Below are 19,403 nucleotides of genomic sequence, written 5' to 3'. Positions count from 1 at the left end.
TGGCCGTCGTCTACGAGTGGGACAGCTACTGAAAAAGCTGTTTCACTGGCTGACGTTGTGGCGCGGTATCGGTGATTGGCTGCAAGTGCCGTTATTCCTGTTTTGCTGCTGGCCAGGGTTTGCCCTGTCGTTGCTCTGTGCGAGTTTCGTTCCCGGTGTCATTAAAAAGGATGACGTCTGCAAATAAGACTTGTTCAGGATGCCTGTTTGCGAGGTTTGCCGCTTTGCTTATGGCTAGTATCTGTAGCGAAATGTTAACCAAGGCGGCTCTATGCTCAGATTTTTTGGGGTGGTTTTGCTCTGTCTGAGTAGCCAGTCGTTCGCGGCGACGATTTACCTCTGCGAGGGTTATAGCGGCGGCAAATTTTGGTCCTCGGGGCACTGTCGGGAAAAGCAGGCGTTGATCGATCGCATGGAGACTGTGCCGGACGGCCTGCCATTTGATCAACAGGTCAACATGGCAAGCCAGCAAAGAGATAAGGCGCAGCAGTTGTACCAAGCCCCGCAGCAACAGCCCAGCGTGCAGCAGCAAAGCCAGTCGTCATCTACCGACAACAAGGCTGCTTGCGCGGACTTGAACGGGCGTATCGCCAATTTGGATTCCATGGCAAGGCAGCCGCAAACCGGCCAGACCCAAGATTGGATTACAGCTGAGCGTAGGCGGTTACGGGATATTCAGTTTCGGTTGCGGTGTTAGCGAGTTTTGCTTGGGAGCTTAGTGATGGGAATTGAGGACAGAGACTATTGCCGGGAGGACTACGCAAAGAAGCATGGGATGCGGTATGACGCAAAGCTCGTGCGTTACTTTTCTAAGTTGTTTAGACGCGATAGGTTTCGTTCATCGATCCCGGATTCTGGCCCGCCTGAACTACCGGGCGCTAATTGGCATTGGGCAACGAAGGTGTTGTTTTGGTTGGCTTTGGTTGCAGTGCTTTTTGTTGTTTTTCGTGTTGTTGAGCGTAAGCAAATTGAAGCGAAGCGACAAAAGGTTGATGAGGCCAATACGCAGATTCAGAGGGCGCGGCAGGCTCAGCCTGAGAAGCCTACGGTAGATTTTTTCAAGTAGGGGAGTGTGATGCTTGTTGGATATGCGCGTGTGTCTACGAATGAGCAGGAAACAAATTTGCAGATTGACGCTTTAACGCGGCTGGTGTTCAGAAAATCTATTCTGAAAAAACCAGTTCTGTGGGTGCTAGGCCGCAGCTGCACCTTGCCATGGAGGAAATGCAAAAAGGTGATGTGCTGGTGGTCTACAAGATGGACCGGGTATCACGCAGCATGAAAGATTTGCTGAGCATCGTTGACCGTTTAAACGCTCTTGGCTTGGGTCTGCGTAGCGTGACAGAACCGGTTGATACCACTTCGTCTTTCGGTCAGCTCAGCATGCATATGCTCGGTGCCTTCGCCCAGTTTGAGCGCTCTGTGATCCGTGAGCGTGCAATAGCGGGGCAGGTGGCCGCTAGGCATCGCGGCGTTACATGGGGTGGAAGTCCTCGTGCTATCAGCCAGGAAGACGCGCTGGAGTTGGTGGCGCTGAAAGATACCGGCCTATTCGGCCCCAAGCTCCTGGCTGAGATATTCGGCGTTTCAGTCTCTACCGTGTGGTACACCTACTGGACCCACCGCAAACCGGATGCAAGGAAGTTGCGTCATAGAGGATGCCCTGTGATCGGATGTTATCTGTGATTGTCCTTTCGCGGGATGCATTAAGAACGTTGTGTTGCAGAATGCCTTGAGCTGCATGGCGGCGGCTTGTGGTTGCAAAAAGATGTGGATGTATTCTTTATGCGGTAGGCCTGGAACGTCGCCTTGTGGAGCGATCTTGGTAAGCTGAAATGATATTTTGTTAGAGATTAAGTAGTTGGCTCCAACCCGGTTGTGTTGCTTTGGGCCTTTTTTGATCAGGTGAAAAAATGATATTGCCAGTAGAAAAAGAAATGTGGGCTAAGAGTGTCGGAAGGAAGGCCGTTGTGCTTACCGATGCTCAAATTGAGCAAAAATATCAGCAAAAATCCGAGAGGATTGTTACTGAAACCAATAGGGAAAAATTGCCCAATTTTTATAAATCCCTTGAAAAAGCGGATTATATGAATACAAGGCCTTTTTATCAAAGGCGATCGCGATGGGATGCTGTTACTCAATCAAGGCTGATTGAGTCTATTTTAATAAATATTCCAATTCCACCGCTTTTTGTTTATGAAATAAGGGCGAATGTCCATGAGGTAATGGATGGCCAGCAGAGAATAACTGCAATAAAAGCATTTTATTCAAATGAGCTTATTCTGGAGGGGCTTGAGCGCTGGCCAGAGCTCAATGGTCGTACGTATAGTAAGTTACCGCCTGCGATACAGGATGGCATCGATAGGCGTTCTATTAGTTGGGTTTCTGTATTGCAAGAATCTACTGATACTTCAGAAGACGCAATGTTGTTGAAGCAATTGGTGTTTGAGCGATTAAACACTGGGGGGGTCGATCTTAGTCCGCAAGAGATAAGAAATGCGTTGTATGCGGGACCCTTTAATAATATTCTTTTGGAGTTGTCGCGCTTGCCTGCTCATAGGCGTGCGTGGGGCCTTGCGCCTTATTCGAGTACTGAGGATGTGGGTACGCCTGCTTATCTTGCAGATTCGAGTTTCTACAAGAAAATGGAGGATGTTGAAGTTATTCTTCGTTTTTTTGCGCTTCGAAATGCTGAGCATTATCAGAAGGGTATGAGGGGTTTTCTTGACTTGTATATGGTTAATTCTCGATATTTTTCAGAGGATGATGTGTTGCAATTGAAAAATATATATAAGGATACTATTGAAGTTGTAATTCAAATTTTTGGAGACAAAGCCTTTCGTGCCTTTGATGTGAAATCTAAGGAATGGGGGCGTACGCCTCAAAAGGCATTTTCTGATGCAGTGATGGTGGCAGTTAGTCTCAATCTATATAGGCGTGAAAAACTAATTGAGAATTCCTCTTATATTATAGAGAAGATTAAAGTTTTATTTGAGGCTGATGCTGGGGGGATGCTGACTGGGCGCGGAAATACAAAAAAGGATGTCGTGGCTAGAATTTCTGCGATTGCTGAACTTTTTGCATCAGTTATTTAGTTATGCCTTTTAGTACGCTTTCTACTCTGAAAGAGCAGGTTGGTGAGATATGTAAAATTGTGGAGGTTAATGATCGCATTCGACTAAGTCAGGCATATATTCCTCCATTAATTGCGGTGGATGTTGATCCTATTTATTGGCGTAAATATGATTACTGTGCTGCAGTCTTGCGTATTTATGCTACGTTTGAGCGATTTGTAATAGAGGTTTGCCAGAAGTGGCTGGATTTTCTGTCTGAAAACAGTTTTTCCTTGGTGGCTGATTCTGAGAAGTTTCTGGAGCGCTATCAGATTGGTGTTGGGGATATATTGAGGAGGTCAACTGAGAATAGATTCTCTCATTTGAACTTAAAAACTCTTGTTTCCGGACTGAGTAGTCTTCAGGATAATGATCGATTTTCGGCGGTGGGTACGGATTCGCTTTTTGCAAGCACTCCAAATTTGAAGCTTTCGGATATAATTTCGGTGCTAGATGTAATGGAATTGGAAAATCCATCCGCTTGGATTGCAAATTTTCCGCTTTTGGAGAAGTTCAAAGAGAGTACAGGGCAGGGGGTTGATGAGTTTCTCAAGGAGTTGGTTGATCGTAGAAATGAAGCTGCTCATGGAAACAAAATGCCGGATGATATTTGGGCGGCAGTATTAATTAAAGAGTCCGCAAATTATGTGGAGGCTATTGCGGTCGCTATCGCTGAATTTATTGGTTATCAGATGATTCTTAATGCTGAAAAGCGCGGCCCAGTAAGATTTCCTGATTTGGCTATGGTCGGCCGTGTAACTGAAGTATTTAAGGCTCCATCGGCCTTTGTTGTTGTTGCTCGAAGCGTTGGACTGTGGGTAGGCATGCGAATTGCTGTTGTTTCCAAAAATCGCTGCTACTTAGACCAAATTAACGATTTATCTCTGAACGGCGAGAAAGCCTTGGCTTGGTTTCCTTGTCCAGGCGAAGAAGTCGGAATGAAGATTGGCGATCTCCCTGGGCGGAAGTCCAGAATTTACGGAGTTGAGGGCTGCGGGTGGCTGTAGTTTTCAGGAAATCTGAGCCGGTTTTCCTATCAAGTTCAGGCCACCAATGACGTTCTTGCCTGGGTTCCCTCTGGGGCATTTGCAAACGGCGCTAAGTAGCATCGATGAAGTAAAGTGCCATCTCCTCATTCTCACATCTGATCCATGGATTTATTGCTGATCGTGCTGTTGACCTTGCTCAACGGCGTTTTTTCTATGTCTGAATTGGCCTTGGCGTCCAGCCGCAAGGCACGTCTGGCGGCGATGGCCGAGGCGGGGGACAAGGGGGCGCAGGCTGCGCTGGATTTGTTGGACAACCCCACGCAATTCCTGTCTTCGGTACAGGTCGGCATCACATCGATCGGCATGGTCAACGGTATTTTGGGTGAGGCCGCGTTCAGCGATGGCGTGTCGGCCTGGATCCAGCACTGGGGTGTGGCGGCACGGGCGGCGGATGTGTCCGCTACTGTGATTGTGGTGACGGTGATTACCTTTGTGACCATCGTGTTTGGTGAACTGGTGCCCAAGCGCATTGGCCAGCTGCACCCTGAGCTGGTGGCGCGCTATGTGTCGCGGCCTATGGCGTGGGTGGCCACGGCGGCCAAGCCGTTTGTGCGTTTGCTGTCTTTCAGCACCCAGGCTGTGTTGAAGCTGCTGCGCATCGACAACGCGGCGGGTCGGTCTGTGACTGAGGAAGAGATCGTTGCCAGCCTGGAAGAGGGCGTGGATGCCGGTGTAATCGAAGAGCATGAGCATCTGATGGTGCAGAACGTGTTTCGCCTGGACGAGCGGCCGTTGACATCCCTGATGGTGCCGCGTACCGACGTGGAGTGGCTGGAAGCCACCCACAGCGTGGCGCAATGCCTGCAGATGGCCAGCAGTGGTGGCGACAAGGGGGCGCACTCCTGGTACCCGGTGTGCCGTGGTTCGTTGGACGATGTGGTGGGTGTGATCAGCGTGGCCCGTCTGCTGGAGCTGGGCGCTGATCAGGCCGGCCCGGTGGAGCCGTATGTGCTGCCTGCAGCTTTTCTACCCGAAACCCTGAGTGGCATGGAACTGCTGGAGCAGTTCCGCGCCAAGTCGGGCCGCATGGTGTTCGTGGTGGATGAATACGGTGTGGTGCAGGGCTTGATGACTCCGCGTGACCTGTTGGAAGCCATCACCGGTGAGCTGCAGCCCGGTGCGCAGGCCGATGCCTGGGCCACGCAGCGCGAAGATGGCTCCTGGCTGCTGGACGGCCTGATGCCGGTAACGGAGCTGAAGGTGCGCCTGGACATCAAGGAGCTGCCCGACGAGGCGCGGGGCCGCTACAACACCGTGGCGGGGCTGTTGATGTCGGTGTCGGGCCGGATGCTGGCGACGGCGGAGCGTATCGAGTGCGCGGGCTGGCTGTTCGAAGTTGTGGACCTGGACGGCAAGCGCATAGACAAGGTGCTGGCTATGGCTATTGAGACTGCTGATCCAGCTTAGCCTGGCGCAGGCGGGCCATTTGCTCGTCTTCCATCTGGCGGCGTTTTTGCCGCTGCTTCTCCAGCTCTTCCGCGCGCAGCGCTTCGATTTCTTCTTCGGTCAGTGGTTTGTCGAAGGTCAGCTCCATGCCTGCGGCGGTAGCGGGTTCGCCGCGCGCGCTCTTCAGCTTCAGGTTCAGCCTTAGTTCGTTGGCTGAGTCGGCATTGCGGATGGCTTCTTCGTAGGAGATATCGCCTGCGTTGTACAGCTCGAACAGGGCCCAGTCGAAGGTGCGCATGCCCAGCTCGCGCGACTTGTCCATGATGCTTTTCAGGTCACCAAACGCGCCCTTGAAAATACGGTCGGCCACGATGGGCGTGTTCAACAGTACCTCTACCGCAGCGCGGCGGCCCTTGCCGTCCTCCATGCGCACTAGGCGTTGCGACACGATGGCACGCATATTCGCCGACAAATCCATCAGCAGTTGGTTGCGCCGTTCTTCGGGGAAGAAGTTGATGATGCGGTCCAGCGCCTGGTTGGCATTGTTGGCGTGCAGCGTGGCTAGGCATAGGTGGCCAGTTTCGGCAAATGCAATCGCATGCTCCATGGTCTGCGGGTCGCGGATTTCGCCGATCAGAATGACGTCGGGTGCCTGGCGCAGTGTGTTCTTCAATGCGTGGTGCCAGGAATGCGTGTCCACGCCCACCTCGCGGTGGCTGACCAGCGACATCTTGGAGGTGTGCACGTACTCCACCGGGTCTTCCACGGTGATGATGTGGCCGCCGGTACTGGCATTGCGGTGGTCGATCATGGCCGCGAGCGAGGTGGACTTGCCCGAGCCCGTGCCACCCACCACCAGCACCAGCCCGCGCTTGTGCATGATGACTTCCTTCAGCACCTCGGGCAGGACCAGGCTGGCAAAGCTGGGGATTTCGGCCGCAATGGTGCGTATCACCATGCTGACGTTTTGCTGCTGCACGAAGACGTTGACGCGAAAGCGCGCCACACCGGTCAGAGCCATGGCGAAGTTGCACTCCATTTCCTTGGCGAACTCTTCGCGCTGGCGCTCGTTCATCATGGCGTGGGCCAGCATGCGGGTGACGTCGCCGGCCAGCTTTTGGGCCGACAAGGCCTTCATCTGGCCATGGGCCTTCATGCTCGGTGCGAAGTCGCAGGCGATGAATAGGTCTGAGCCACCCGCCTGGTGCATGGCAGTCAGCAGCTTGTGCATATAGCTGCGGGCTTGGTCTTCGGTCAAAGCTGACATGGCGGGTCTCGGTTGGAAGTGGATGCTATCTTTTAAATAGCTGCTAGCGCAGGTAATGTCTGCGCTAGAGGCCTATTTTTTATAAATTCAAAAATAAGCCCGCATTCCGAGTGTCAGGCAACTACAACGGGGGCGCTGTCGCCGCGCGGTGCAATTTTGCCGATTTCAAACACCGCTTCACCCAGGCCGCGCAGGGTGGCTGCGGTGGCTGCGGCGTTTGCCGCGTCCACCACTACCACCATACCGATGCCGTTGTTAAAGGTGCGGTTCATTTCGAAATCGTCAATGCCGGCTGTCTTTTGCAGCCAGGCGAACAGCTCGGTCTGGGGCCAGCTGCGCTTCACCAGGTGGGCGGCCGTGCCTTCGGGTAACACGCGGGGGATGTTTTCCAGCAGGCCGCCACCGGTGATGTGGGCCAGGGCCTTGATCGGGTGCGCAGCCAGCGCGGCCAGCACGTTTTTCACATACAGGCGGGTGGGTTCCATCAGGGCTTGCTTGAAGGGCTTGCCGTCCAGCGTGGCGGGTGCGGTGTCGCCGGCGCGCTCGATGCACTTGCGCACCAAGCTGAAGCCATTGGAATGTACGCCGCTGCTGGCCAGGCCCAGTACCACGTCGCCGGGGGCGACTTCCTTGCCGGTCAGGATCTTCGACTTTTCGACGGCGCCGACGGCGAAGCCGGCCAGATCGTATTCGCCCGCCGGGTACATGCCGGGCATTTCAGCGGTTTCACCGCCAATCAGCGCGCAGCCAGACAGCTCGCAACCCTTGGCGATGCCGCCGACCACGGCTGCAGCGGTATCCACATCCAGCTTGCCGCAGGCAAAGTAGTCCAGGAAGAAAAGCGGCTCGGCGCCTTGCACCAGCACGTCGTTGACGCTCATGGCCACCAGGTCGATGCCCACGGTGTCGTGCATATTCCACTCGAACGCCAGGCGCAGCTTGGTGCCCACGCCGTCGGTGCCGCTGACCAGCACCGGCTCTTTGTAGCGCTTGGGTACTTCAAACAACGCGCCAAAGCCGCCAATCCCTGCCAGCACGCCTTCGCGCATGGTCTTTTTGGCCAGAGGCTTGATGCGCTCGACCAGGGCGTCGCCGGCGTCGATATCGACCCCTGCGTCCTTGTACGAGAGGGGAGAAGTGTGGGAAGTGGTCATGGTCGGAGCGTGTAGAAGAGGGCGAAAGATGCGGGCATTACTGCCCAGATAAGCGGGCCGACGGGATTTAGCCGTGTAGCCCTATAGAATTTGGGCAGATTTTAAGGGCTTGCGTGTGCATGTCCGCACAGCCGGCTTCCTGCGCCGCCCTCCTTTTCGACCCCAACCCACCTCCTGATGCAATTTACCCCCACCCAAATGCGCGGTTTCACCTGGATTTCCATTGCGCTGGGCATGGTGCTGGCCCTGTGGCTGCTGGGGCCGGTGTTGACACCGTTCGCGGTGGCGGCGGTGTTGGCCTATGTGCTCACGCCGCTGGTGGATTCGTTGGACAGCCTGTGCCGGGGGCGAGTCCCGCGTTGGCTGGCGGTGACCGTCGTTGAGATGGGTTTCGTGCTGGCCTTTTTGATGCTGGCGCTGCTGATCGTGCCGATTGTGGTCAAAGAGGCGCCTCTGATGCGCGAGCAGTTGCCGGGCCTGCTGGACGGCCTGGTGCGCTGGCTGCAGCCCTTGTTAGCCCAGCTGGGACTGAAGATATCGCTGGACCCGGCCAGTATCAAGGCCTTTGCCTTCAAGTACCTGAATGCCAATGTGGAGGAGGCGCTGGGCTCCCTGCTGTCTTCGCTCAAGCTAGGCGGCAGCGTGGCGCTGTCGGTCGTGGGGAATCTGCTGCTGATACCCGCAGCCTTGTTTTACCTGCTGATGGATTGGGACCGTTTTGTGGCCCTGGTGGTGCAGTTCGTGCCTACCCGCCTGCGCGCGGGCTTTGACCGTTTTGTGGAAGAGGCCGACCAGGTGCTGGGCCAGTATCTGCGTGGTCAGTTGCTGGTGATGCTGATCATGGCGGTTTTCTACGCGGTAGGCCTGAGCCTGTTCGGCCTGGACCTGGGCGTGCCCATCGGCATCTTCACCGGCCTGGCCATGTTCGTACCTTACCTGGGCTTTGGTGTGGGCCTGGTGCTAGCCAGCCTGGCAGGGATATTGCAGTTTGCCTCCATCAAGGCGGTGGTCATGGTGGCTGTCGTATTTGGCTCCGGCCAGGTGCTGGAAAGCTTGTTCCTGACCCCTCGTCTGGTCGGTGAGCGCATAGGTCTGCATCCGCTGGCGGTGATTTTTGCCTTGCTAGCGTTTGGCGAGGTGTTCGGTTTTGTCGGCGTGCTGGTGGCCTTGCCTGTCAGTGCGGTGATGTTGGTGGGCATACGCCGTTTGCGCGTGCGCTACCTGGCCAGCCCGTTCTACCGGGGATGAGCATGCAGCAACTGGTATTGGACATCGGCTTGGCTACCAGCCCGACGCTGGGCAATTTCTTCGCCGGTCAGAACCAGGCTGCGCTGCAGCATGTGCAGCAGGCCGTGGTGGACACCGGCCGTCCTTTGCAAACCTATCTGTGGGGTGAGCCCGCCACCGGCAAAACCTATTTGCTGCGCGCGGTGCGCGAGGCCTACCGCATGCAGGCCGCCCAGGTGGGCTGGCTGGATCCCAGCGTCTACGAACCGCCCGAGTTTGACGATAGTTGGGCGGCTGTGCTGCTGGACGATGTGCATCTGTACAACCCCGCTCAGCAGCATATGGCCTTCAAGTGGTTTGTGAATGCGCAGACCTGTAACTGCTGGGTGCTGGGCGCGGGCGATGTGCCACCGGCCGACCTGGCGCTGCGGGAAGACCTGCGTACCCGCCTGGGCGGCGGCCACGTGTTTGCGCTACAGGTGCTGAGTGAAGACGAGCGCCGTGCCGTGCTGCGCCGCGAGGCACAGGCCCGCGGCCTGGTGCTCAGCGACGAGGTGGTGGACTTCATGCTGCGCCGCTTCAGCCGCGACCTGGGTAGCTTGATGCAGTTGCTGGAGCACCTGGACCGTTACGCGCTGCAGACCCAGCGCGCCATCACCATTCCTTTGGTCAAATCCATGCTGGAGACAATTTGAAAGAGCAACCTGTGAAACTGGCGCTGTTCGACCTCGACCACACGCTGATCCCCATGGATTCCGATTACGCCTGGGGCAGCTACACCACCGATATCGGCTGGACCGACCCTGTAGTGTTCAAGCAGCGCAACGACGACTTCTACGCCCACTACAAGGCCGGCACGCTGGATATCCACGAGTACGTGCTCTTTGCCACCGCGGCAGCTCGGCGCCAGGGTGCTACTAAATCCATAGCTGCCCACGCAGACTTCATGCGCACAGTCGTGCAGCCTTCCATTACGCCGCAGGCGCTGGACTTGCTTCAGCAGCACCGCGAGGCGGGTGCACAGCTGGTCATCGTCACCGCCACCAACGCCTTCGTCACCCGGCCCATCGCCCAGGCGCTGGGCGTCGAGGAGTTGATTGCGGTCGATCTGGAGCAGGACGCGAGCGGTTGGATCACCGGCAACATCCAGGGCGTGCCGTCCTTTCGCGAGGGCAAGATCACCCGCGTGGAACAATGGCTGGCCCAACGGGGTCTGGGCTGGCAGGATGTGGACGCCACCTTTTATTCCGACTCCATCAACGACCTGCCACTGCTGGAAAAAGTCCAGCATCCTGTCGCCACCAACCCCGACGCGCGTTTACGCGCAATTGCCCAGGAGCGCGGCTGGCGCATACTGGAGCTGTTTTCCTAATTCCCAATGATCAAGACATTTATCGACAAACTGCTGGGCAAAAAGCCCGTCGCGAAACAGCCGAAATTCGGCAAACGCGCTGAAATACCGGTCACTGAGCACGGCATCAACCCCTCTTTGGTGGACGAGCGCGCCATCAATGTGGTCAGCACGCTTCAGGCGGCTGGCTTCGAGGCCTATATCGTCGGCGGCGCCGTGCGCGACCTGCTGGTGGGCCTGCGCCCCAAGGACTTTGACGTGGCCACCAATGCCACGCCCGAGCAGGTCAAGGGCCTGTTCCGCCGCGCCTTCATCATTGGCCGGCGCTTTCGCATCGTCCACGTGGTGTATGGGCGAGGCCGCGAAAACGAGGTCATCGAGGTTTCTACCTTCCGCGCCTATATGGACAACGCCGCCGCCGAGCAGGTGGCCGGCAACGAGCGCACCAGCAAGAGCGAGCTGGCGAACATGAAGCACGCTGTCGATTCCAGCGGCCGTGTGCTGCGCGACAACGTCTGGGGCCCGCAAGATGAAGACGCGGCCCGCCGCGACTTCACCATCAACGCCATGTACTACGACCCCAAGAGCCAGATCGTGGTGGACTACCACGGCGGCATCAAGGACACCAAGAACCGCGTCATCCGCATGATTGGCGACCCGGCCACCCGCTACCGCGAAGACCCGGTGCGCATCATCCGCGCCGTGCGCTTCTCCGCCAAGCTGGGTGCCCTGGGTTTCACAATCGAGCCTAAAACCGCCGCGCCGCTGGTGCATTCGCAGAAGTTGCTGGCCGATGTGCCGCAAAGCCGCTTGTTCGATGAAATGCTCAAGCTGCTGCAAACGGGCCACGCCGTGGCCACCATCGCCCAACTGCGCAAGCTCGGCATGGCCACTGGTATCTATCCCTTGCTGGACGTGGTGGTGGAGCGCGCCGACCAGCCCTTTGTACTGGCCGCGCTACAAGACACGGACCGCCGCGTAGGCGAGGGCAAGCCCGTCGCACCCAGCTTCCTGCTGGCGTGTGTGCTGTGGGCCGACGTGCGTGAGGGCTGGGCTGTTCGAACGGGCCGCCAGCCGCCCTTCGTGGCGCTGCAGGATGCTATCGAAGACGTGTTCAACGCCCGCATTGGCGACGTATCCGGTCGCGGCAAGCTGGCGGGCGACATGCGCGAGACCTGGTTGATGCAGCCGCGCTTTGAAAAGCGCGTGGGCAGCGGCCCCTACGGCATGATCGACCAGCCGCGCTTCCGCGCCGCCTTCGACTTCATGCGCCTGCGCGCCGATGCCGGCGAGGTGGATCAATCTATCGCCGATTGGTGGCAGGAGTTCACTACCGGCAGCGATGACCAGCGCGAAGACCTGCTGGCCCAGGCCCGCGAAGAGCAGGGCCGCCGCCAGAAGGCCGTGCGTGTACCCCGTGTGGTCTCACAGCCACGTGTGCCTGCAGACCAGCCAGCCGCCGTGGACGCGGCCCCTGAGTCTGACGTAGCAGCTGCCCCTAAGAAGCGCCGCCGCCGTCGCAAGCCCGGTGCGGGCGGTGCCGCACCCGCGGCCGGCTCCGATGCCTGAGCAGCAACGCGCACCAGTTAGCGCCTACATCGCTCTCGGCGCCAACCTGGGTGATGCCGCGGGCACGCTATTGGCGGCCATGGATGCCATCCACGCGCTGCCGCAGACCCAGGTGGCGCAACGTTCCTCGTTGTACCGCACCGCCCCCGTGGACTCGGCTGGTCCAGATTATGTCAATGCGGTTGTTGAAGTAATAACGGGTTTGTGCGCGCCTGATCTGCTGGTGCAGCTACAGAAAATAGAGCAATCGGCGGGGCGCCTGCGCCCGTACCGGAACGCACCACGCACGCTGGACCTGGATATTCTGTTGTTTGGCGCAGCCCGAATCGAGAGCCCGGCGTTGACCGTGCCGCACCCGCGCATGTGGCAGCGTGCTTTTGTATTGCACCCTTTGGCGGAGATTGCACCCGCGCAAGTGGCGTTGGATCAGCTAGATACGGTGCACGATCAGGCTATAGAAAAACTATAAGAAAAGTGCCGCTGGCGCAAATTTATTCTGCGGTGCCAGCTATCTAAAATATAGCAGCCGTCAATACGCTTTTTTATCGTTCAGAACCACCAGCACGGTTTTGACGATGATCCACAAGTCAAATCCCAGAGACCAGTTGCGCAGGTACTCCAGGTCGTATTCGATGCGTTTTTCCATCTTGTCGATGGTTTCGGTCTCGCCCCGGTAGCCGCTAACCTGTGCCCAGCCCGTAATGCCGGGTTTGACCTTGTGCCGCACCATATAACCCTTGACCAACTTGCGGTAGGTTTCGTTGTGGGCTACCGCATGGGGGCGAGGACCCACGATGCTCATCCGGCCCTGTAACACGTTAACGAACTGCGGCAGTTCGTCCAGGGAGGTTTTACGCAGTATGGCTCCCAGTGGGGTAATGCGGCTATCGTTCTTGGTGGCTTGCTTGACGACCGAGCCATTGTCTTCCGTGGTCATGGAGCGAAATTTGTACACCAGAATTTCTTTCCCATCCAAGCCGTAGCGCCGTTGCTTGAAAATGATCGGGCCAGGGGATGTGAATTTCACAGCCAAGCCCAGTATCACAAATACGGGGGATGCCAGCAGCAGAATGCCCAGCGATATGATGATGTCCGATGCGCGTTTGATCAGCCCGCTTATGCCATTGAACGGGGTTTCGCATACGGCCATGACCGGCATGGGGCCCACATTGGTCAGCCGCCCCTGGATCAGGTCGGTCATGAAAATATCAGGTGCGAAATAAATGGAGGCTGTGGTGTCTTTTAGGTCATCCAGCAGACTCAGAATGCGAGGCTGGGAGGCCATGGGCAAGGCGAGATAGAGGGCGGTGACATTGTGGGTGTTCATGTAATTCGCCAGGTCAGACATGCGTCCCAGTAAAGGGACCGTGCCTAGTTCCCCTAGGCGGTCTGAGGCGCGGTCATCAAAAAAACCAAGTACTCGGGTGTTTAAGTAAGGGTTCGATTCGAACTCTCGCATCAGGCGCAGTCCTACTTCGTTCACGCCGGTAATTACCACCTGACGTAGTCCATTTTGTGCCATGAATTTAGGTACAGCCCAGCGCATGAGAAAGTGGCCACTAATTTGTACAAACGGTGTCAACAGCGCCCAGGCGATCAAAACAGGTCGCGTAAAACTTTTTAAGTAGCCTGTTGCTATGCCAAAGCCACCCAAGATCAGTAAAAAAGTCAGCCAATTTGTCAGTAGTTTTCGTAATACCTGGCGTGGAGCCTCGTGGAACCCGACATTGCCGGGGAATGAGAGTGAAAAAGCTATCACCCCCAAGATCATGTAGCGCGCAGAAAACGGGTGGGCAAATGCGGCCAAGCATACAGCCAGGGCCACGATGGTGACCACGGGATCCAGAAAGGCTTCTATCGCACCGACGAGGGAAAAGCTCGGGCGAAGGAAGTTTTTTTGCTTGTCAATAGCATTTATCATGAGGAACCAGGATATCGGGATGCAGAAAAAGGCTAAATATGCGCAAATGTACCAATGTCTGGCGGGTAAAGCAGATTTGCAGGTCCTGGGTGCGCATTAATTTCCCATAATATGGAAAACTGTTTCAATTCGAGTAGGTTTTTTGCTGCAGTGCACACATTGTTGCAATTTACCTAGGGTTTACCAGAGTATCTCCATGTATATTGCAATGCAGCAAGCATGCAGTTCACTAGGGGAGTGTTTATGTTGAAACTAATTACTATCGTTGCGGTTCTCGGTTTCGCATCGATGACAGAGGTATGTGCTGCGAATCCAACTAGTGCTGATGCGCTGGTCGTTCCGCGAATGAGCGTAGCCAAAATTTCGTCAGGCATGGATTCCGCCGTTGGGGTTGTGCAAAATTCTGGCATGGTAAAAGTTGCTTTGGGTTCCAATTCTCGTGGGCGTACGGTGGAAGCGAGCAATGGATCTCTGAATGGTGACGTGGATTCTATGGACGACATGGGCAATCTAGATGGCCGAGCTATATGGGCTGGCTTGGCTTTGATGGTGGTTATTGCCATGCGCCGCATTCGTAACGATTGATTCTCGGCGTTGTTGAAATCGTCAGGGCTGTGCTGTCCGAGTTGCTGGCTTTGATGGGGTAGATGGGTATTTCCTTGGGTGTGGGTTAGTCACATCTTCTTGCCTGAGAGCTTCTGAACGGATGTTGTTATAGCCGTTTGCATCGCTCCTCAGTGCGTCTTGCTCTGGGCGGTTAAACTCCGCGCTGTCATTTTCTCGTCATATTTCTGACGCAATCCCCCTTAGGAGTCTCGCCATGCTGTTTGGCAAGCTGTTGCCGCGTGAAGGCAATTTTTTCGAAATGTTCAACCAGCATGCGGATCGCATTGTGGAGGCGGCGCGGGCTTTTTCCTTGTTGGTGGCGAACTATGGTGATCCGCAGTTGCGCGAGCGCTATACCCGTGAGGTGGATACGGCCGAGCATGCGGCCGACCGCGTCACGCGCGAAGTCAACAAGATGTTGCACAAAACTTTCATCACGCCGATTGACCGGGAGCAGATCCATCAGCTGATCAACACCATGGATGATGTGGTGGACGTGATCCAGGATTCTGCGGAGACCATGTCTTTGTATGACGTGCGCCACATGACGGAGGACATGTCCCGCTTGACGGAGTTGAGTCTCAAGTGTTGTGAGCGCCTGAAGGATGCGGTTTATATGCTGGCCAAGATCGCCGAGCCCAAGGTTGCAGAGGCCGCCCTGAAGACATGTGAAGAGATCGACCAACTGGAGTCGGATGCAGATCGGGTCATGCGCTCCGCCATGAGCAAGCTGTTCCGCGAGGAGCCCGACGTGCGCGAGCTCATCAAGCTCAAAGCTATTTACGAGTTGCTGGAAACTATCACCGACAAATGTGAGGATGTTGCCAATTTGATCGAGGGCGTTGTCCTCGAGAACTCCTGAGTCGGGGCTTTAGATGGCTACGGTGCAGGTGGGCTTGTGGGTGGTGGTAGTGCTGGTCGTCATGGCGCTGTTGTTTGATTTCATGAACGGTTTCCACGATGCGGCGAATTCAATTGCGACGGTGGTGTCCACGGGGGTGCTGAAGCCGGTGCAGGCTGTGGTGTTTGCTGCGCTGTTCAATTTCGTCGCCTTGTTTATTTTCCATTTAAGCGTTGCGGCGACGGTAGGTAAGGGTATTGCCGACCCGGGTGTGATTGACGTTCACGTGGTGTTTGGTGCGTTGATGGGGGCGATTTTCTGGAATCTGGTGACGTGGTACTACGGGATTCCCAGCAGCTCCTCGCATGCGCTGATTGGCGGCATTGTGGGTGCGGTTGTGGGTAAGGCGGGTTCGGGGGCGCTGGTGGCTAGCGGCATTTTGAAGACCGTGGCCTTTATTTTTGTGTCCCCGATTCTGGGCTTCTTTTTGGGGTCGCTGATGATGGTGGCGGTGGCCTGGATTTGTCGCCGTGCAACGCCATCTAAGGTGGATCGCTGGTTCAGGCGGCTGCAATTGTTATCTGCGGGGGCTTATAGTTTGGGCCATGGCGGCAATGATGCGCAGAAGACGATCGGCATCATCTGGATGTTGCTGATCGCGACCGGCCACGCGACTGCGACCGACGCCTCTCCGCCGACGTGGGCCATCGTGAGTTGTTACACGGCGATTGCTGGTGGAACCATGTTTGGTGGCTGGCGCATCGTGAAGACCATGGGTCAAAAGATCACCAAGCTCAAGCCTGTGGGTGGTTTTTGCGCTGAAACTGGCGGTGCATTGACCTTGTTTTTGGCAACGGCCTTGGGCATTCCTGTCTCCACCACGCACACCATCACCGGTGCCATTGTGGGTGTGGGTTCAACCCAGCGTGCCAGCGCGGTGCGTTGGGGGGTGGCTGGAACCATCATCTGGGCCTGGATTTTCACCATTCCCGCCAGCGCTTTTGTGGCTGCCGTGGCCTACTGGTTCAGCCTGCAGATTTTCTGATCATGGAGTGCTTTTGGGCGTTACTTCAATTTGGTATTCGAAGTAACGCTGAAAGCTGAAAGCCAGGCTGGCCATCAGGGTGCCGGTGCCGACCAGCAGGGCGCAGGCCAGTGCACCTACTGTCAGCCAGTTGGATTGGCCAGGCGCTGCCTCGGCGTCTGTAGCGGGGTTGTAGGCCGCATTCCATTTCTCTGGCGTCTTGAGTCCGTAGACCAAAGCAGACAGCGCGCCTGCGCTAATGGTCAGCCCAAGCAGCGGAATTAATACCCAACTCCAATGGTCGTCCAGGCCTATCTGCTGCGCACGAATGACGCCATACAAGCCTAGTGCCGAGGGAAGGGGGTACAGCCAGCCCCAGATATCGCCCATGCCGCGTAGGTAAAAGCGGTGCAGACCCAGCGGGCCGCCCAGAAAGGCTAGCCAGGCCGCCAGTGTTTTATTTTTCATGTGTGGGTCTATTCGGGTGAATGGGCGTCGCCCGCGCCGATGGTTTTTTCCATCAGTACCACGTCCAGCCAGCGACCAAATTTCCAGCCGCAAGACTTGAGTATGCCCACCTGGGTGAAGCCCAGGTTGCGGTGCACGCCGATGGAGCCCGCGTTGGCCGAGTCTCCGATGACGGCGATCAGCTTGCGTACACCAACTCTTTCGGCCTGCGTGGCCAGCTCGGTCAACAGCAAGCGTCCCAGGCCCTTGCCTCCAATATTTGGGGCCATGTAGATGGAGTCTTCGGCGGAAAAGCGGTACGCGGGGCGTGGTTTGAACCAGTTGCAGTAGGCAAAGCCCAACACTTGGCCTGCGTTCTCCAGTACGAGATAAGGTAGGCCTTTGGCGAGTACGTCGGCTCTGCGGCTGGCCATGTCTTCGGCGCTGGGTGGAGTGGTTTCAAAGGTGCCGGTGCCGTGCAGGACGTGGTGGGCATAGATGGCGGTGATGGCGGGAATATCTTTGTCGTGGGCGGGGCGTATGGTTGGCATGTAGAAGGACGTTATAATGGAGGGCTTTTCAGCGTGTCACTGGCTAGGTGGTCAGTTGCGTGTCTCAACGCTGGAATATATCGCTAGGTCCCTACATCAAGTAGGGTCTGGTACATCGGTTGAAATGGTTCAACCATCCCGAAGGATAAATCATGGTCGTTATTCGACTCGCCCGTGGCGGTGCAAAAGCACGCCCGTTTTTCAACATTGTTGTGACCGACAAGCGCACTCGCCGCGATGGTCGTTTCATTGAACGTATCGGTTTTTACAACCCGATCGCTACCGCCAATGAAGAAAGCATCCGCATTGCCCAGGATCGCTTGACCTACTGGCGCGGCGTTGGTGCACAAGCTTCCCCCACGGTGGAACGCCTGATTGCACAAGCGGCCAAAAAAGCTGCTCCTGCTGCTTAATTAAATGTATTTGGGCAGAGCCGGGTCGCTAATGCGGCCATGCCTGCCCCGCAAAATCCCATGATGCCTCTTTTAGATACCGCTGAATTGCCGGCGGATGCCGTCGAAGTGGGGCGCATCGGTGATGCATGGGGAGTCAAAGGCTGGTTCAAAGTGGTCTCCCATAGCGCCGCACCCGAGGCGCTTTTTTCTTCCAAACGTTGGTATTTGCTCCCCACCGAACGTGGCGCCAAGCACTTTGAAGGTGCTCGCCTGTTGCGCGTGACTGAAGCCAAGGAGCATTCCGGCGGCGTGGTGGCCCAGGCGCATGAAGTCGTGGGGCGCGATGCCGCTGAGGCTCTGCGTGGCTCTCGTATTTTTATTGCGCGCGCCAACTTTCCAAGTGCTGCGACCGATGAATATTACTGGGTCGATTTGATCGGTCTGGACGTGCTGAACCGCGAAGGTGTGGCTCTGGGGCAGGTCAAGGAGCTGATGTCCACCGGTGCGCAAACCGTGCTGGTGGTGGCTTACGAGGCCCTGGATGCCGCGGGCGTTGCGCAGACGCTTGAGCGCATGATCCCGTTTGTAGCGGCCTATGTGGACAAGGTGGATTTGTCCACGCGCTGTATCACCGTGGACTGGCAGCCGGACTACTAGGCTGTAAGGCGCTGCGTATGCGGTTCGACGTCATCAGTTTGTTTCCCGAGATGTTTTCGCCGTTTTTGACCAGCGGCGTGGCACGGCGTGCGTTTGAATCCGGCCTGGTACAAGTCCAAATCTGGAATCCCCGTGATTTTGCTGACGGCAACTACCGCCGCGTCGATGACCGTCCGTTTGGTGGCGGTCCGGGCATGGTGATGATGGCGGAGCCCCTGGCGCGCTGTCTGCGTGCAATCCAGGCGGATCGTGCCGATGCCTCGCCGGCGCCTGTGGTCCTTTTCTCTCCCCTTGGGCAGGTCTTGAATCACACAGCGGTTGAAGCCTGGTCCGCCAGCGCTGGTGCTGTGCTGGTGTGTGGGCGCTACGAGGGTATCGATCAGCGCTTCATTGATCAATTTGTGACCCATCAGATCAGTCTGGGCGACTTTGTCCTGTCCGGCGGCGAAATTGCGGCCCTGGCTTTGCTGGATGCGGTGGCGCGGTTACAGCCCGGTGTGTTGAATGACGAGGGCAGCCACCAATTGGATAGCTTCAACCCCGCCCTTGATGGGCTGCTGGACTGCCCGCACTACACCCGGCCTGAAATATGGGAAGAGCACCCGGTGCCGGATGCGTTGATGTCCGGCCACCATGCGCAGATCGAGCGCTGGCGCCGAGACCAGCGTCTGCAATTGACGGCGCAACGGCGCCCGGATTTGCTGGAGGCGGCGCGGGCTGCGGGTCGCATCAGCCGGCAGGACGAAGCTGTCTTGAAGGCCACGTCACGTAGCTGAATGGCGTCGTTGGGGTGAAATGCTATAATCAAAGGCTTTTCGATCCTCTGCCTGGCCGCTTTGCCATCC

The 19,403-nt window shown here is 56.7% G+C and carries 21 protein-coding genes and 1 pseudogene; 17 read left to right on the top strand and 5 right to left on the bottom strand.

Annotation, left to right across the window (positions count from 1 at the left end):
• Positions 1–271: 271 nt before the first annotated feature.
• The 6 genes from AC07VY_RS23495 (at position 272) to AC07VY_RS23470 (ending at position 5,569) form a co-directional block, all read left to right on the top strand.
• Complete coding sequence (locus AC07VY_RS23495) at positions 272–697, top strand: hypothetical protein (protein WP_495099605.1); 426 nt, start codon at positions 272–274, stop codon at positions 695–697.
• A 24-nt stretch (positions 698–721) separates the two neighbouring features.
• Positions 722–1,066 (top strand): hypothetical protein, encoded by a 345-nt coding sequence (locus tag AC07VY_RS23490; protein WP_495099604.1) that lies wholly within the window; start codon positions 722–724, stop codon positions 1,064–1,066.
• 119 nt (positions 1,067–1,185) lie between these two features.
• Entirely contained in the window at positions 1,186–1,686 is a 501-nt protein-coding gene (locus AC07VY_RS23485) for a recombinase family protein (protein ID WP_495099603.1), read from the top strand.
• A gap of 284 nt (positions 1,687–1,970) precedes the next feature.
• On the top strand, positions 1,971–3,095 hold the full coding sequence (locus tag AC07VY_RS23480; protein WP_495099602.1) for a GmrSD restriction endonuclease domain-containing protein: 1,125 nt from the start codon (positions 1,971–1,973) through the stop codon (positions 3,093–3,095).
• 2 nt (positions 3,096–3,097) lie between these two features.
• On the top strand, positions 3,098–4,120 hold the full coding sequence (locus AC07VY_RS23475) for an MAE_28990/MAE_18760 family HEPN-like nuclease (protein ID WP_495099601.1): 1,023 nt from the start codon (positions 3,098–3,100) through the stop codon (positions 4,118–4,120).
• Between the two features lie 144 nt (positions 4,121–4,264).
• Complete coding sequence (locus AC07VY_RS23470; protein WP_495099600.1) at positions 4,265–5,569, top strand: hemolysin family protein; 1,305 nt, start codon at positions 4,265–4,267, stop codon at positions 5,567–5,569.
• A 121-nt stretch (positions 5,570–5,690) separates the two neighbouring features.
• Here AC07VY_RS23470 and AC07VY_RS23465 read toward each other — a convergent pair.
• Together AC07VY_RS23465 and purM are read right to left on the bottom strand one after the other, a co-directional pair.
• Positions 5,691–6,806: pseudogene (locus tag AC07VY_RS23465) on the bottom strand (PilT/PilU family type 4a pilus ATPase); the annotation flags it as partial.
• Between the two features lie 122 nt (positions 6,807–6,928).
• On the bottom strand, positions 6,929–7,969 hold the full coding sequence (gene purM / locus AC07VY_RS23460; RefSeq protein WP_495099599.1) for a phosphoribosylformylglycinamidine cyclo-ligase: 1,041 nt from the start codon (positions 7,967–7,969) through the stop codon (positions 6,929–6,931).
• Between the two features lie 177 nt (positions 7,970–8,146).
• Between purM and AC07VY_RS23455 the strand changes: the two genes are divergently transcribed.
• The 5 genes from AC07VY_RS23455 (at position 8,147) to folK (ending at position 12,585) form a co-directional block, all read left to right on the top strand.
• On the top strand, positions 8,147–9,217 hold the full coding sequence (locus AC07VY_RS23455; RefSeq protein WP_495099598.1) for an AI-2E family transporter: 1,071 nt from the start codon (positions 8,147–8,149) through the stop codon (positions 9,215–9,217).
• Between the two features lie 2 nt (positions 9,218–9,219).
• Positions 9,220–9,891, top strand: a complete 672-nt coding sequence (gene hda / locus AC07VY_RS23450) for a DnaA regulatory inactivator Hda (RefSeq protein ID WP_495077356.1) — start codon at positions 9,220–9,222, stop codon at positions 9,889–9,891.
• Between the two features lie 11 nt (positions 9,892–9,902).
• Positions 9,903–10,568, top strand: a complete 666-nt coding sequence (locus tag AC07VY_RS23445; RefSeq protein ID WP_495099620.1) for a histidinol-phosphatase — start codon at positions 9,903–9,905, stop codon at positions 10,566–10,568.
• Positions 10,569–10,574: 6 nt separating this feature from the next.
• Entirely contained in the window at positions 10,575–12,116 is a 1,542-nt protein-coding gene (gene pcnB / locus AC07VY_RS23440) for a polynucleotide adenylyltransferase PcnB (RefSeq protein ID WP_495099597.1), read from the top strand.
• 79 nt (positions 12,117–12,195) lie between these two features.
• On the top strand, positions 12,196–12,585 hold the full coding sequence (gene folK, locus AC07VY_RS23435) for a 2-amino-4-hydroxy-6-hydroxymethyldihydropteridine diphosphokinase (RefSeq protein WP_495099596.1): 390 nt from the start codon (positions 12,196–12,198) through the stop codon (positions 12,583–12,585).
• Positions 12,586–12,645: 60 nt separating this feature from the next.
• On the opposite strand, the gene AC07VY_RS23430 is transcribed toward folK, so the two are convergent.
• A complete protein-coding gene (locus tag AC07VY_RS23430; protein WP_495099595.1) occupies positions 12,646–14,037 on the bottom strand; it encodes an undecaprenyl-phosphate glucose phosphotransferase in 1,392 nt (463 codons plus the stop codon).
• Positions 14,038–14,280: 243 nt separating this feature from the next.
• On the opposite strand from AC07VY_RS23430, the gene AC07VY_RS23425 reads away from it, so the two are divergent.
• The 3 genes from AC07VY_RS23425 (at position 14,281) to AC07VY_RS23415 (ending at position 16,529) form a co-directional block, all read left to right on the top strand.
• Complete coding sequence (locus AC07VY_RS23425; RefSeq protein ID WP_495099594.1) at positions 14,281–14,622, top strand: hypothetical protein; 342 nt, start codon at positions 14,281–14,283, stop codon at positions 14,620–14,622.
• A gap of 235 nt (positions 14,623–14,857) precedes the next feature.
• Positions 14,858–15,505 (top strand): DUF47 domain-containing protein, encoded by a 648-nt coding sequence (locus tag AC07VY_RS23420; RefSeq protein ID WP_495099593.1) that lies wholly within the window; start codon positions 14,858–14,860, stop codon positions 15,503–15,505.
• A 13-nt stretch (positions 15,506–15,518) separates the two neighbouring features.
• Entirely contained in the window at positions 15,519–16,529 is a 1,011-nt protein-coding gene (locus AC07VY_RS23415) for an inorganic phosphate transporter (RefSeq protein ID WP_495099592.1), read from the top strand.
• On the opposite strand, the gene AC07VY_RS23410 is transcribed toward AC07VY_RS23415, so the two are convergent.
• Entirely contained in the window at positions 16,530–16,976 is a 447-nt protein-coding gene (locus tag AC07VY_RS23410; protein ID WP_495099591.1) for a TM2 domain-containing protein, read from the bottom strand. It lies immediately after the preceding gene.
• An 8-nt stretch (positions 16,977–16,984) separates the two neighbouring features.
• Positions 16,985–17,506: a GNAT family N-acetyltransferase gene (locus tag AC07VY_RS23405; RefSeq protein ID WP_495099590.1), complete on the bottom strand. Its 522-nt coding sequence runs from the start codon at positions 17,504–17,506 to the stop codon at positions 16,985–16,987.
• A 152-nt stretch (positions 17,507–17,658) separates the two neighbouring features.
• On the opposite strand from AC07VY_RS23405, the gene rpsP reads away from it, so the two are divergent.
• The 3 genes from rpsP to trmD are packed head-to-tail and all read left to right on the top strand — an operon-like array spanning position 17,659 to position 19,334.
• On the top strand, positions 17,659–17,919 hold the full coding sequence (rpsP, locus tag AC07VY_RS23400; protein ID WP_495077391.1) for a 30S ribosomal protein S16: 261 nt from the start codon (positions 17,659–17,661) through the stop codon (positions 17,917–17,919).
• Positions 17,920–17,979: 60 nt separating this feature from the next.
• Positions 17,980–18,558, top strand: a complete 579-nt coding sequence (gene rimM / locus AC07VY_RS23395) for a ribosome maturation factor RimM (RefSeq protein WP_495099589.1) — start codon at positions 17,980–17,982, stop codon at positions 18,556–18,558.
• A gap of 17 nt (positions 18,559–18,575) precedes the next feature.
• A complete protein-coding gene (gene trmD / locus AC07VY_RS23390) occupies positions 18,576–19,334 on the top strand; it encodes a tRNA (guanosine(37)-N1)-methyltransferase TrmD (RefSeq protein WP_495099588.1) in 759 nt (252 codons plus the stop codon).
• Positions 19,335–19,403 lie beyond the last annotated feature (69 nt).

The sequence above is a fragment of the Rhodoferax sp. GW821-FHT02C08 genome (assembly GCF_059421805.1).
Note: the sequence above shows the minus strand (reverse complement) of the source record. Positions and strands in the feature narration are given on the sequence as shown.